Raw genomic sequence first — 14,302 nt, forward strand, 5'->3', positions numbered from 1 at the left:
CCACCGGGCGGATCACCACCCGCGGCCCGGCCACGTCCGTCAAGGCCGGCGCCACGACCAGGTCCGCGCGGGTGTCCTCCAACTGCCACGCCAGCGCCCGCAGCACCGGCCCGTCCAGCTCCGGGCACGTCAAGGTGGCGACCACGTCGGCGCCGGTGCGGCGCGCGACGGCGGCGACGTCGTCGAGGGCGCCGGCCACCGGCACGCCCAGCGCCTCCAGCTCGCTGCTGCCGGCGCCGCCGGGGGTGCAGGCGGCGTCGATGCGCAGCCCGTGGGAGGTGTCGCGGCGCACCTGGCGCACCAGGGAGGCCACGGCGCCCGGGTGCCCGGCGACGACGGTGGACTGCACGCACCGCCCCACCGCCCGCGAGCGGTGCAGCCGCTGGCGCGCCGCCAGGCGCCCGGCCACCGTCAGCGCACCGGCCACCGGCAGCGCCACCACCACGAAGCCGCGCGCCACGTCCAGCTGCAGGGCCCACGAGGCGGTGCCGACGGCCGCGACCACGGCCGTGCCCGCGGTGAGGACCCGCTGGAACTCCTCCGAGCCCACGGCGAGGAAGCGCGGCTCGTAGGCGCGCATCAGGCCGATGGCGGCCACCCACAGCAGCGGCAGCAGAGCCGTCAGGACGGCGACGGACGTGCCGCTGACGCTGCCCAGGTGGGGCGTGGAGCCGCCGAAGCGCACGGTCCAGCCCAGCACGGCGCCGATCGCGGCGGCCAGCGCGTCGCTGAGCACCAGGGCGCGCACGTACCGGCGCTGCCAGGCGGCACGGCGCGCGGGCCGCAGGCCGGCCGCGGTCGCACCGGTGCGGCGCTGGAGCGGGACCTCCGCCACGCCGGGGGCGCCGGGGGCGCCGAGGACGCCGGGTGCGCCCGGGGCACCAGGGCCACCGGGGGCACCGGTCGCCCGGCGCTCCCGCTGGGTCAGCACACCGCTGAGCTCGTTCGTCGCCATCCGCGTTCCCCCGTCGAGGTCGAGCCAGCACCCGGACCACGACGGCGTGGCAGCGACCACCCGAAGGCCTCGACCTCGTTGTGACGTTCGGGTGAGCAGCTGCTACACATGGTAGCGGTACGTCACCCGTTCGTCACACTCGACCCCGAACGGCGTGATCACCGCGCTGGGGACCCGGGGAGCCAGGGGTCCGGGACGCGCGCCGCGCACCGGGCGGGAACCTGCCGACGCGGAGGGTTCCGGTGGCCCGACGGGCTGGATACGCTCCGCTCGCGCCCGGCCGACGGCTGGTCGTCAGTTCCGACGGTGGAGCGAGGGCTCACCCCGTCGAGCCGTCGACACCCCAGACCCCCGGAGGTACGCCCGTGAGCATCGGTGAGCTGTGGCAGGTCGTCAGGCGCAGGCGCGTCGTCCTCGCCGTGTTCGCGCTCGTGCCGCTGCTGCTGGCGGTGGTGGGCACCGCCCTGCTCCCGAGGACGTACGAGGCGACCGCGCAGGTGTACGTCAGCGTCCCGCCGGACCCGCAGGACCCCGGGCGCGTCTACGACGGCTCCGCCTACGCGCAGTCGCGCGCCGAGTCGTACGCGCTGCTGGCGCGCACCCGGGCCGTGACGGAGCCCGTGGTGAGCGCCACCGGGTTCGAGGGCACCCCCGAGGACCTCGCCGCGCAGGTCTCCGCCTCCGTGCCGCTGGACACGGTGCTCATCGAGCTGACCGTCTCCGACGCCTCCGCGCAGCGCGCCGCCGAGCTGGCCGACGCCGTCGGCGAGCAGCTGACCCGCACCGTCGGCGAGCTGGAGGGCGGCGCCGGGGCGCTGAGCGCCGTGGAGCTCACCCTCGTGCAGCCGGCCACCGTCCCGTCCTCCCCCGCCAGCCCGAGCTGGCCGCTGGGCATCGGCCTGGGCGTGGTCGCGGGCCTGGCCCTGGGCCTGGCGGCGGCGCTGGTGGCCGAGTCGCTCTCGGCCGCCTCGCGCCGCACCGGCGGCACCGCCGGCGGCGCACCGGCGCGGCGCACGGCCCGCCAGGAGCTGCTGGGCGCCGGCATCGGCCGCGCGGACTGACCGGCCCGTGAGCGCGAGCGCACCCGCCGCGCCGCCGCAGCGCGCACCGGGCGGGGGCGCCACCGCGCACCGCGCCGCGGGCGCGGGCGTGCCGGTGGTCTTCCTGCTGGCCCAGGCGGCCGTGGTGGTCAACCTCCTGGACGTGCTCCTGCACCCCACGGCCGGCAGCGACGCCGAGGGCGTCAAGCTCGCCGGCGTGCGCGTCACCGACCTGCTGGCGGTGGCCGCGATCGGGCTGGGCGGGGCGAAGTGGCTGGCGGGCCGCACGGCCCCGCACCGCGGCGCGCTGCTGGCCCTGGTGGTCGTCACCGCCGCCTGGAGCGGCGGGACCCTCGTGGGGGTGGCCAACGGCAACGACGGGCGCTTGATGTTCGGGCAGTGGCACCTGCTGCTGTACGGCTGGGCGTTCGTGCTGGCCTGGGCGGACGCCCCGGCGGCGTGGCTGCGCCGCTGCGAGTCGCTGCTGCCGGTGCTGGCGCTGCCGGTGGCCGCGGCGCTGCTGGTCACCGGCGGCGGCGGCGACCCCTCCACGGTGCTGGGGGCGATCGCCGCGCTCGCCCTGGTGCGCAGCCGCGCCCTGGTCGCGGTGCCCCTGGCGCTGCTGACGGTGGCGCTGATCGGCGTGGGCGGCCAGCGCGCCGCCCTGCTGTTCTCCCTGCCCCCGCTGGCGCTGGCGCTGCTGCTGCGCTGGCGCGCCCGCCCGCCGCGCGGGGACGCGGTGGCGGCGCTGTCGGGCTCCGTCGCGGTCCTGGCGCTGGCGGGCCTGGCCGCGGCCGGCACCGTCGCCGCCTTCGCCGCGGACCTCGTCGAGGCCACCTTCCGCCGCACGGGCAAGGCGCAGTCGAGCCTGTCGCGCGTCGACCAGGCCACCATCGCCTGGCAGCACGTGCGCGAGTCGCCGTGGCTGGGCGAGGGGCTGGGCTTCCAGTACGCGCTGTACGACCGGCCCACGAACCGCTCGGCGATGACGTCCCTGACCCACGACGTCTACCTCGACCTGCCGCTGCGCCTGGGCGTGCCGGCCACCGCCGTGCTGCTGCTGCTGCTGGTGGCGGGCCTCGTGCAGGCCCTGCTGCTGCTGCCGCGGCTGCTGCCGCTGCAGGTCGCCGCCCTCGGCGTGCTCGTCGGCCTGCTGGGCAAGGCCGCGGTGGAGTCGATCCTCGACAAGCCGCGCCTGGCGCTGCTGGCGGCGTGGCTGGTCGTCACGCTGCTGCACGCGCGGCGGGAGGCCGGCGCGGCGCACCGCGCCGGGGACCCCGCGGCGCACCGCGCCGGGGACCTCGCGCTGGGCGGGGTGGCGCGGTGAGCCGGGGCGGGCGCGCGCGCGCCGTCTTCGTCTCCACCAGCTCGATCGTCTGGGGCGCCGAGACGAGCCTGCTGACGACCGCGCGGCACCTGCAGCGGCAGGGCGAGCGGGTGGGGCTGCTGGCGCGCGCCCCGGGCTTCGTGGAGCAGTGGCCCGGTCCGGCGCGGCTGGCCGACGGCGCGCGCCTGTTCGCAGCCCTGGCGCGCACGGCGCTGCTGGAGCGGCCGGAGGCGCTGGTGTGCTGCAGCCTGCGCCTGGCGGCGGCCTTCGCCCCGCTGCGGGTGCTGCCGCGCGCGGTGCGCCCGGCGCTGGTCTTCGACCTGCACGACTACCTGCCCGGGGCGCCGGGGCGCCGGCGCATGCGCCTGGCGATGTGGTGGTTCGACCGCGTCGTCGCCGTCAGCGCCTTCTCCGCCGCCCAGGTCTCCGCCGACCACGGCGCCGTGCTGGTCCTGGCGCGCCCCGTCGAGGCCGGCGCGGGTGCGGGCGCGGCGTGGGAGCCGCGGGGCCGGCGCGTGGGCGTGGTCGGCCGCCTGGACGCCGACAAGCGCATCGAGGTGGCCGCCGAGGCGGTGGCCCTGCTGCCGGACGCCGCGCTGGTGCTGCGCGGCGCCTCCGGGATGGACGAGGGCTACACCGAGCGGCTGCGCGGCTGGGCGCACGAGCTGCTGGGCGAGCGGGTGCTCTTCGAGGGGCGCGTGCCGCGCGAGCGCGTCGTCGCCGGCCTGGCGTGCGTGGTGGTCGCCAACGAGGAGGAGGCGCTCGGGCGCACGGTGGCCGAGGCGCAGCTGGCCGGGGTCCCCGTGGTCGTGCCCGACCGCGGGGGCGCGCGGGAGCTGGTCGAGGACGGCGTGACGGGCTGGACCTTCCGGGCCGGCTCGCCGCGCTCGCTGGCCGACGCCGTGCGGGCCGTCCTGGACGACCCGGAGGGCGCCGCGGCCGTGGTGGCGCGCGCGCGGGAGGTGGCCGCCGTGCGGCACGACCCGGACCGCGTGGCGCGCGAGTACCTGCGCTTCGCCGTCTCGGGGCCCTCGGCGCGACCGCTGCGCGCGCTGCTGCGCCGCGCGGCGGGACGCGTCGGGGAGCGCGTCGCGGCTCGTCCCCGCAGCGCGCGCCGGGCCGGTGCGCACGCCCGGCAGGAACCTGCCGTGCCCGCTCCGCGGCCCGCCGGGGGCGCCGTCCCGGCCCCCGGCGACACGCGGCGCGATCTGCACGCACCACGCTGAGTGAGCGGTCCTCGCGCTGGCGGTCCCGTGCCGTCGGCGCGGGACGCGCCACGCCGGGACTGGCGATCATGTACCGGGATGGGGCACCTTTGCCCGCGGCACCGTTCACCCGTTCGGGTGAACGGCGCCACGCCCGAGTCCGCTCACGCGGCACGTCGAGGGCGGCGCCCTCGTGGGGAGGGCGGGACCAGCGGTCCGGGGGGGCGCGCGGCCGGCGACGGCCGTCTCCCCGGGCGTCGGCCTCCCCGACCCGGAGGACCCCCTGTGCGATTCCCCCCGCTGACCCCTGCCCGCCCGACCACGACCGGCTCGGCGCTGCGCGAGCGCAGCCACGACACCCCGCTGGACGACCGCCCGCTGGACCACGACGCGCTGCGCCACGACCACCCCCCGCACCGCCGCGCCCTGCGCCTCGGCACGGTGCTGGCCGCCCTGGCCACCGCCCTCGGGGTCCTCGTCGCACCGGCGACGACGGCCTCGGCCGGCACCAGCGCGCTGCACGGGGCGTTCGTGCGCCCGGCCGAGGACACCTCGGCGTTCGCGTCCCTCACCGGCCGCAAGCTGCAGCTCGTGACGGGTTTCCTGCCCGAGACGAGCTGGGCGCAGATCACCGACCCGTACCCCATGAACCGCTGGAAGGGCAAGGGGTACCGGATGCACTGGTCCGTGCCGATGCTGCCCGAGTCGGGCGCGTCGCTGCAGACCGGCGCGACCGGCGCGTACGACGCGCACTTCAAGAAGGTCGCGCAGAACCTCGTCAACGCCGGCCAGGCGAACGCCATCGTGCGCCTGGGCTGGGAGATGAACTGCGACTGCCAGACCTGGAGCGCGAAGAAGGACCCCGCGTCGTTCATCGCGTTCTGGCGCAAGGCCGTCGCGGCCATGCGCTCGGTCGGCGGGCAGGACTTCACGTTCCTGTGGGCGCCCGGCAGCGGGAACTCCCTGGGCACCTTCTCCACCGACCGCGCCTACCCCGGTGACGCGTGGGTCGACGCCGTCGGCGCGTCCCTGTACGACCACAGCGAGAACTTCCGCCCCGAGCAGCGCGTCGAGCGCTGGGGGCACTTCTACGACCAGGACTACGGCCTGCGCTGGCTGGCGGAGTTCGGCAAGCAGCACGGCAAGCCGATCGCGCTGGCGGAGTGGGGCCTGAGCAGCCTGTCCAGCGGCTGGGGCGGCGGTGACGACACGTACTTCATCGAGAAGGTGCACGAGTACGTCTCCCTGAACAACGTGCTGTTCGAGAGCTACTTCAACTTCGACCCCTCGTCCAGCGAGAAGCACCGCATCACCGGCAGCACCTTCCCGAACGCGAAGGCCACGTACGCGAAGCTCTGGGGCGGCGGTTTCACCGCCAGGGCCGCGGCCCCGTCCACCGGCCCGGCGGTCACCTCCGACACCTGGCTGCGGTGGCGCACGAGCTCCGACGGTTCCGGCACCGCCTACGGGCTGAACGGCGCCACCCTGCGCGGGATCGTCTACGTGCGCGCCGAGGTCCCGGCCTCGCTGGCGCGCTCGGTGGCGTTCTACCTGGACAGGTCGACGTCGAGCACGCCCACCCACGCGGAGTCCGACGCCCCCTTCGACGCCCTGGGCGTCTCCGCCATCTCCGGGCGCCCCAACCCCCTCGACGGGTCGGCGCTGAGCCCGGGCAGGCACACCCTGTCCGTGGTCGTCACGAAGTGGGACGGGTCCAAGGCCACCCGCACCGCGACCTTCTACGCGGAGTGACCGCTCACGGGCGGTGACCGCTCACGCCCGGTGACCACCGGCGCCCGGTGACCACCGGCGCCCGGTGACCCCTCGCGCGCGCCGACCCCCTGCGCGCGTCGAGCCGCCCGTCCCGACCCTGACGAGATCGCGCACCGGCCCGCCGAGCGGGCCGGTGCGCGATCACGTCCGGCGCACGCCGTAGTACCGTCCGCGGCAGGACGGCGAGGTCCGAGGCGGACCGACCCCGAGACCACCGCAGGACCGGGCCGGTCGCCGTCCCCGGGACGGTGCCGTGCCCCCGCGACCGAGAGGTGCCGATGCGCGTCTTCGTGCTGCTGGAGCAAGGCAAGGGCGACCCCGCGTGGCGCGAGCGGTACGGGCGCGGGGAGGTGTACGAGCAGAGCCCCTACGGCTACGGGCTGGCGCAGGGCCCGGGCGTGCAGGTGGTCCTCTCCCGCGACCGGCGCGAGGGGCCGGTGTCCTCCTTCACCCGCCGCGCCGTGCACAAGGTCCTCGGGTTCGACCTCGTGCACGTCCTGCGGCAGCTGCCCGCCGCGCGCGCCGCCGACGTGGTGTGGACGCACACCGAGCGCGAGAACCTCGGCCTCGGCCTGCTCAAGGGGCTGGGGGTGCGCCTGCCCCCGGTGGTGGCGCAGTCGGTGTGGGTGGCCGACCGCTGGGAGAGCTGGTCCCGCCCGCGCCGGGCGCTGTACCGCTGGTGCCTGCGCCGGCTGGAGGCGCTGACCACGCTGTCGCCGCAGAACGCCGAGCGCGTGGCGGACCTGACCGGCCGGCCCGTGGAGCTCGTGCCCTTCGGGCTGCGCGCGGACCCGTGGCCGGGCAGCGGCGGCGTGCCGGCCCCCCGCGGCGGCCCGGACGGCCCGGACGGCCCGGTCGGGCGCACCGGCCCGGTGCGCGTGCTGTGCCTGGGCAACGACGTGCACCGGGACTGGGAGGTGCTGCGGGAGCTGGCGCGCGAGGGCGGCGACGCGGTGGAGGTCACCGTGGTCACCAAGCGGCTGGACGGCTCCTTCGCACAGGGCCTGCCCAACCTGCGCGTGCGCCCGGCGCGGCGCGTGGCCGAGACCGCCGACGCCTACGCGGCCGCCGACGTGGTCTGCCTGCCGCTCAAGCACAACCTGCACGCCTCGGGGATCACCGTCCTGCTGGAGGCGGCCACCTGGTCGGTGCCGTGCGTGGTCACCGACACCGGCGGGCTGCGCGCCTACTTCGACGACGGGGCGGTGACCTACCTGCCCGAGGGCGCCTCCCCGCGGCAGTGGTGGGAGGCCGCGCGCCGGGCCGCCGGCGGCGAGGGCGCGAGCGCCGTGGCGCGCATGCGCGAGCGCGTCGCGCAGGCGGAGCTGACCGACGCCGGGTACGCCGCGCGGCACGTGGTGCTCAGCGAGCGGTTGCTGGGGGCGCCGGCGCTCACCCGGCGGTCGCGCTAGGCAGCGCGAACTCGGCGGACCTCTGCCGGGATCGGCCCCGGTCGTGCTCGAGGTGTGAAGGGGGGACCACGGGTGGTTCCCGTACTCCCCCGGACGCAGTAGCGTTCGCGCCTGCCGACGTCGCTCTCGCAGCCGCGTGGCTGCCCACCCCCGGGAGGGGACATCAACGCCACCCAGCGCCACTCGCGCCACCGCAGGCCCACCGCTCCGCTCGCGGCGGGGGCGGTCCTGGCCGTCCTCGTCCCGCTGGCCCCCCTGGCACCCGCCGGGGCCGCCTCGCTCGCCGACGACCCCGCCACCCGCACCAGCGCCCGGGTGAACTTCCAGAGCCAGGCCGCGACCACCCCGGCCGGCTACACCGCCGACCACGGCCAGGCGTACAGCACCACCACCGGCACGGGCTGGGTGGACGACCTCACCGGCGCGCCGCTCTCCCTCGTGGGCAACGGCCGCCAGCGCAACTCCAGCGCCTCCCCGGACAAGCGCTACGACACGTTCGTGCAGATGCAGCAGAGCACCGCCGCGTACGGGGGCACCACGCGCCCGGGCCGCTGGGAGCTCGCGCTGGTCGACGGCACCTACGACGTCACCGTCGCCGTGGGCGACCCCACCGCCTTCAACTCCACCCACACGATCGTCGCCGAGCCGGGCGGGCCGAACGCGGTCACGATCGTCGACGGGGCGCAGCTCACCGCCGAGCGCCGCTTCGAGACGGTCACCGCCCGCGTCGCCGTCGCCGACGGCCGGCTGACGCTCTCGCCCGGGGACGGCGTCAACACGAAGATCGACTTCGTCGACGTGGTGCGCGTGAGCACCCCGCCGGCGCCCGGCGCGCTGGTGCTCTCCTCGCCCGACGACGCCGCCCTCGGCCTGCCCGTGCCCCGCCTGGTGTTCAGCACCGTGCAGGGCCGGCCGACCCCGCCGGCGCGCTCGTTCATCGTCACCAACACCGGCGGCACGCCGCTGACGCTCTCCGGCCTGGCCACCGCCGGCCCGCACGCGGGCAGCTTCGCCCTCGCGCCCGGTCAGCCCAGCACCGTCACCGTGCCCGCGGGCGGGACCGCGCAGGTCGCGGTGGTCTTCACGCCCGCCGCGCCGGCGAACTGCCCCTCCTCGGCGAACCCGACGGCCATCGCCGACATGGAGCGCTACGCGCAGCTGACCTACACCACCCCGGCCGGGCCGGGCGCGGTCGACCTGTCGGGCGTGGTGACCTGCAACGTCGAGGGCAACAACGAGCCCACGCTGCAGCAGGTCGCCGAGGTCCTCGGCTACGACGTGCGCACCTACCGCACCGGCGGCAACGAGCGCTTCATCGGGCCGCAGCGCAACTCCCCCGGCTCCGACGAGGTCTACTCGCCGTACTTCACCCCGGCCGACCCGGCCCAGCCGGTCACGCTGACGCCGGTGGCGCACTACGGCAGCCGCAACACGGCCGCCGCCGGCTACGGGCGCACCGGCTGGATCGCCAAGGGCGCGGTCGGCGGCACCGGCTGCACCGCGACGTGCAAGCAGCTGTTCCTCTTCCCCGGGGACACCGCCACGTCCTACACCGACAACCAGGAGCTCATGCCGGGGATCACCGGCACGACCTCGTTCCGCCCCGGCGGGGCGTTCGGGCTCTTCCACGGCGACTACGGCGACGTGAACTACACCGACGACGGGTTCAACCCCGCCCGCACGGCGTCGGGCGCGACGATCAGCCCGCTGCACCACCTGCACAGCATCCGCGTCTACCCCGCCTACAGCGCCGGCCGCCAGCGCGTGCCGGACACGTGGATCGTGGGCGTCGACATCACCCGCGTCCCGGCGTACAAGAACAACGACTTCGAGGACGTCGTCCTCGTGCTGCGCAACGCTCGTCCCGCCGAGCCGGCCGCGCCGGTGCCCGGCACCGCCACGACCGCGAACCTCGCGGCGGGCGGCACGGTCGGCGCGGACTGCCGCGTCACCGGCTTCGACGGGGTGCTGGCCAACTCCGCCGGCACCCAGTGCAACCCGGCGAACATCGCGTTCACGCCGGACGGGCTGCGGCTGACCTCCTCCGCCGGCCAGCTGGCCGACGGGCGGCAGCAGAACGCCCTGTACAAGTCGTTCGACGCCTCGACCGGCCCGTTCACGGTGCGGGCGCGGGTCAAGGGGCCGATCACCGGCCTGACCCAGCCGTACCAGCAGGTCGGCGCCTTCTTCGGCCCCGACCAGGCGAACTTCGTCAAGGTCGAGGTCGAGAACCAGGTGGCCGGGGGCACCCCGCAGGCGACCTTCTTCGTCAGCGAGAAGGGCGCGGCGCGCACCGTGGCCACCACCGCGGTGCCGGCGGTGACCTCCGCGAGCACGGTGGACCTGGTCATCCAGGGCAACACCAGCTTCCCCGACCCGATCGCGGCCACCTCGGACCCGAACAAGGTCCGCACCTACCCGCTGACGCGGGTGACGGTGGCCTACTCGATCAACGGCGGGGCGCCGGTGCCGATCGGGAGCACCGCGTTCAGCCCGGCCGACGTGAGCGCGTGGTTCGGCCGGTCCGCCAAGGCCGGGGTGCTCGTCTCCGGCGGCGGCAGCACCGCGCCGTTCAGCGCGACGTTCTCCTCCTTCGCCGTCACGGCGCAGTAGTCCCCGCACCGCCCGCCGCCCCGGCGCGGGGCGGCGGGCGGTGCAGGCGCAGTCCAAGCACAGTCCCGACGGCGGGGCCCGCCCGGGATCCCTCCGTGCAGGGCCCCGCCCCCAGGAGCGGAGGCCCACCCTGAGAAGCGTCGTCGTCACCAAGTTCACGCCGTTCCCGGCCAACGCCGGTGGGCGGCTGCGCTCGCTGGCCGTGGTGCGCCGGCTGGCCTCGCTGGGCCCGACCACCCTGTGCTGCTTCTCCGACGGCACCGGGGACGCCGACGCCCTGCGCGCCGAGGGCGTCACCGTCCACGAGGTGCCCTGGCGCCCCGGGCCCGCGACCGTCGTGAAGGGCCTCGTGCCGGGCGGGAGCCTGTCGGCGGCCCGCTTCTACGACGCGCGCCTGGCCGCCCTGGTGCGCGAGCAGGTCGCCACCCAGCGCCCGGACCTGCTGCAGGTGGAGTACTCGCAGCTGGGCGCCTACCTGCGCACTCCCGGCGCGCTGGTGCGCGCGCTGGACTGCCACAACGCGGAGGCGGCGCTGGTCGCCAGCTACGCGGCCTCCGCCGGGCCCGTGCGCAAGGTCGCCTCGCTGCTCGAGGCGCGCCTGCTGGAGCGCGTGGAGCGCGCGGCCGTCGAGGCGGCCGACGTCGTCTCCGTGGTGAGCGCCAAGGACGCCGAGCGCCTGCCCGGGCGCCCGCGGCGGGTCGTCACCGCGCTCAACGGCTGGGAGACGCGCCCGGTGCTCGCACCGGCCGAGGAGCCCGTGGCGGTGTTCGTCGGCACGCTGGGCTGGAAGCCCAACGCCGACGCCGCGCAGTGGCTGGCCCGGGAGGTGTGGCCCTCGGTGCGCGCGGAGATGCCCGCGGCGCGCGCGTCCCTGGTCGGGCGCGACCCCTCCCCCGCCACGCTGGCGCTGGCCGGCGACGGCCTGACCGTGACCGGCACCGTGCCCGACGTGCAGCCGTACCTGGCGCGCGCGCGGGTGGCGCTGGCCCCGCTGCGCGCCGGCGGCGGCACCCGCCTGAAGATCCTCGAGGCCCTGGCCGCCGGCCGGCCGGTCGTGGCCACCTCCGTGGGCGCGGACGGCCTGGAGGAGCTCGTCGGCGCCGGCGTGGTCGTCGCCGACGAGCCCGCGGACTTCGCCAAGCGCGTCGTGGAGCTCCTGGCCAACCCCGCGCAGGCGGAGGAGCTGGGGCGCGCGGGGGCCGCCGCGGTCGCCGAGCGCTACGGCTGGGACCGCGTCCTGCAGCCGTGGGTCGACGCCGTGCAGGAGCTCGTCGCCGCCCGCAGCGCGGCGGCCCGGCCGTGAGCGCGGCCCCCCACCTCCCCCCACCGTCCGAGCAGCCCGAGCAGCACGAGCAGCCCGTAGGAGGGCCGATGTCGACCGTCATCACCGATCTCCAGGAGTCCACCCTCGAGGCGTTCCGGCCGCTGCTGCAGGGCCGCGACGTCGCGCTGCTGGACTTCCCCAACCACAGCAACTGCGGGGACAGCGCGATCTGGCGCGGTGAGGTGGCGCTGGCCCGGGCCCTGGGCTGCCGCGTGACCTACCGCTGCGAGACGGGCACCTACCGCCGCGAGGACATCGCCGCCCTGCCCGCCTCCACCGCGGTCCTGCTGCACGGCGGGGGCAACTTCGGCGACCTGTGGCCGCACTTCCACGGCTTCCGCGAGCAGGTCATCGCCGACTTCCCCGACCGCCGCATCATCCAGATGCCGCAGTCGATCCACTTCCGCGACCCGGCGGCCCTGCAGCGCACCCAGCGGCTGATCGCGGCGCACCGCGACTTCGTGCTGGTCGTGCGCGACCACCAGAGCCACCGCATCGCGCAGGAGTCCTTCGACTGCCGGGTCATGCTCGCCCCGGACATGGCGTTCATGCTCGGGGCGCAGCAGCGCACCCACCCGGCCACCGAGGACGTCTTCACCCTGGCCCGCACCGACCACGAGACGCTCGGGGAGGCGCTGGGCCCGGTGGCCGCCGCGGAGGGCCTGCAGCCGGTGGACTGGGGCCGCCCGCGCCCGCCGGCGTGGGAGCCCGAGGGGTTCCTGCTGCGCATGGACCTGGGCCTGGCCCGCCTGCCGCGCCCGCTGCGCGACCTGGGGCTGGCCGAGCGCCGGCACGGCTGGAGCTACGAGTGGCTGGCCGAGCGGCAGGTGCAGCGCGGGCTGGAGTTCCTCAGCCGGGGCCGCGTCGTGCTGACCGACCGCCTGCACGCGCACCTGCTCGCCGAGCTGCTCGGCATCCCGCACGTCGCGGTCGACTCCGGCTACGGCAAGATCCGCAGCTACCACGAGACGTGGCTGGCGGACTCGCCGCTCGCGCACGTGGAGACCAGCGCGAAGGACGCGGTGGTCAAGGCGCGCGAGCTGTTCCGGGAGCTGGCCGCCGGATGAGCGCACGGACCACGCCCCCTCCCACCGGCCCCGGAGCCGCGGCCGCGCCGGGCGCCGCCCGGGGCCTGGGCGCGCGGGCCCTGCGGGGGGCGGCCTGGTCGGCGCTGGAGAAGTGGGGCGCGCGCCTGACGCAGCTGCTGGTGTTCGTGCTGCTCAGCAGGTTGCTGGACCCCACCGTCTTCGGCGTCGTCGCGATCGCGGCGGTCGTGCTGGACCTGGTGCGCATCCTGGTCGACCAGGGCTTCGGCCAGGCGATCGTCGTCGAGGACCGGCCCGACCGCTCCTTCGTGAGCACCGCGTTCTGGATCGGGCTGGGCGTCTCGGCCCTGTGCACGCTCACCGTCTTCCTCACCGCGCCGCTGGTGGCGGACCTGTACGACGAGCCGCAGCTGACGGCGGTGCTGCGCTGGCTGTCGCTGGGCTTCGTGCTGCAGGCGGCGGCCGGGGTGCCCTCGGCGCTGCTGTCGCGGGAGTTCCGCTTTCGCGAGCTGGCGCTGCGCCGCCTGCTGTCGGTGCTCGCCGGCGGCGTGGCCGGCGTCGTGCTGGCCGCCACGGGGGCGGGCGTGTGGGCGCTGGTGGTGCAGACGCTGGTGACGACGGCGACCGCGCTGGTGGTCCTGCTCGCCGCCACCCGCTTCCGCCCCAGCCCGCGCGTCAGCCGCGCCCACTGGCGCCGCCTGGTGCGCTTCAGCGGCGGCGTGCTGGGGGTGGACCTGACCACCTGGGCGATCAACAACGTCGACAAGCTCCTCGTCGGCGCGCTGCTGGGCACCGAGGCGCTGGGCTACTACTACATCGCCTGGCGCATCGTCATGCTCGTCACCGAGGTGCTGACCGGCGTCATGGCCGGCGTGGCGCTGCCGGTGTTCTCGCGCCTGAAGGGCGACCGGGAGCTGACGGTGCGGGCCCTGTTCCGCGCCACCAGGCTGTCGGTGGCCGTGGCCGCGCCCGCGTTCGCCGGGATCCTCGTGCTGGCCCCGGACCTGGTCCCGGTCGTCTTCGGGGCGCAGTGGACCGACGCGGTGCTGCTGGCGCAGGTGCTGTGCCTGCTCGGCCTGGTCTACTCCGTGACGTTCTTCGACCGCAGCGTGCTGTACGCGGCCGGGCGGCCCGGGCTGGAGCTGGTCGTGACGGTCGCGACGGCCGTGGGCACCGTCCTGGCGGCGGCGCTGGGCTCGCTGGGCGGGCTGCTGCTCGTGTGCGTGCTGCTCGTCGCCCGCACCTACGCCGTCTGGCCGCTGCGCATCGCGTTCCTGCGCAGGGTGACGGGCCTGCCGGTCGGCCGCTACCTGCTGCAGTGGGCGCGGCCGGTGCTGGCGACCCTGCCGGCGGTGGCCGCCGCCGAGGTGGTGCGGCACCTGCTGGAGGAGACCGCGGCGCCGGTGCGCCTGGTGGCCGCCGGGGCGGCCTTCGCGCTGGTCTACCTCCTGCTGCTCGTGCTCGTCGACCGGCGCTTCGTGCGCGAGACGCTGGGCACCGTGCGCGCCGCGGCGCGGCGGCGCCCCGCCGCCCCCCCCCCCCCCCCCACCCCCCCCCCCCCCCCCCCCCCCCCCCCCCCCCCCCCCCCCCCCCCCCCCCCCCCCCCC

General features: G+C 76.7%; 10 protein-coding genes. 9 read left to right on the plus strand and 1 reads right to left on the minus strand.

Annotated features, from left to right (window positions below):
* A partial coding sequence (locus tag ACRYMN_RS19615) for a Rossmann-fold NAD(P)-binding domain-containing protein (RefSeq protein ID WP_490054840.1) occupies positions 1–955 on the minus strand: 955 nt, incomplete at its 3' end.
* A gap of 365 nt (positions 956–1,320) precedes the next feature.
* Between ACRYMN_RS19615 and ACRYMN_RS19620 the strand changes: the two genes are divergently transcribed.
* The 9 genes from ACRYMN_RS19620 to ACRYMN_RS19660 all read left to right on the plus strand — a co-directional run.
* Positions 1,321–2,016, plus strand: a complete 696-nt coding sequence (locus tag ACRYMN_RS19620) for a YveK family protein (RefSeq protein ID WP_432498833.1) — start codon at positions 1,321–1,323, stop codon at positions 2,014–2,016.
* A gap of 7 nt (positions 2,017–2,023) precedes the next feature.
* The gene (locus tag ACRYMN_RS19625; RefSeq protein ID WP_432498836.1) at positions 2,024–3,322 is read left to right on the plus strand and encodes an O-antigen ligase family protein; all 1,299 of its coding nucleotides are present in this window, start codon (positions 2,024–2,026) and stop codon (positions 3,320–3,322) included.
* Entirely contained in the window at positions 3,319–4,548 is a 1,230-nt protein-coding gene (locus ACRYMN_RS19630) for a glycosyltransferase family 4 protein (protein ID WP_432498839.1), read from the plus strand. The genes ACRYMN_RS19625 and ACRYMN_RS19630 overlap by 4 nt, the downstream gene beginning before the upstream one ends.
* A gap of 264 nt (positions 4,549–4,812) precedes the next feature.
* Entirely contained in the window at positions 4,813–6,279 is a 1,467-nt protein-coding gene (locus tag ACRYMN_RS19635; protein WP_432498841.1) for a glycosyl hydrolase, read from the plus strand.
* Between the two features lie 299 nt (positions 6,280–6,578).
* The gene (locus ACRYMN_RS19640) at positions 6,579–7,712 is read left to right on the plus strand and encodes a glycosyltransferase (RefSeq protein WP_432498843.1); all 1,134 of its coding nucleotides are present in this window, start codon (positions 6,579–6,581) and stop codon (positions 7,710–7,712) included.
* A gap of 315 nt (positions 7,713–8,027) precedes the next feature.
* Positions 8,028–10,325: a hypothetical protein gene (locus ACRYMN_RS19645; protein WP_432498845.1), complete on the plus strand. Its 2,298-nt coding sequence runs from the start codon at positions 8,028–8,030 to the stop codon at positions 10,323–10,325.
* Between the two features lie 40 nt (positions 10,326–10,365).
* A complete protein-coding gene (locus ACRYMN_RS19650; protein ID WP_432498847.1) occupies positions 10,366–11,628 on the plus strand; it encodes a glycosyltransferase family 4 protein in 1,263 nt (420 codons plus the stop codon).
* A 68-nt stretch (positions 11,629–11,696) separates the two neighbouring features.
* Positions 11,697–12,716, plus strand: coding sequence for a polysaccharide pyruvyl transferase family protein (locus ACRYMN_RS19655; RefSeq protein WP_432498850.1), 1,020 nt, complete (start codon positions 11,697–11,699; stop codon positions 12,714–12,716).
* The coding region (locus tag ACRYMN_RS19660) for a lipopolysaccharide biosynthesis protein (RefSeq protein WP_432498853.1) at positions 12,713–14,302 on the plus strand (1,590 nt) is incomplete at its 3' end. The genes ACRYMN_RS19655 and ACRYMN_RS19660, both read left to right, overlap by 4 nt.

The sequence above is a fragment of the Kineococcus gypseus genome (genome assembly GCF_050871305.1).
Classification (GTDB): domain Bacteria; phylum Actinomycetota; class Actinomycetes; order Actinomycetales; family Kineococcaceae; genus Kineococcus; species Kineococcus gypseus.

Coding starts and splice junctions, on each gene's coding strand:
- ACRYMN_RS19640 (WP_432498843.1), top strand. CDS start 6,579: ATGCGCGTCTTCGTGCTGCTGGAGCAAGGCAAGGGCGACCCCGCGTGG.
- ACRYMN_RS19655 (WP_432498850.1), top strand. CDS start 11,697: ATGTCGACCGTCATCACCGATCTCCAGGAGTCCACCCTCGAGGCGTTC.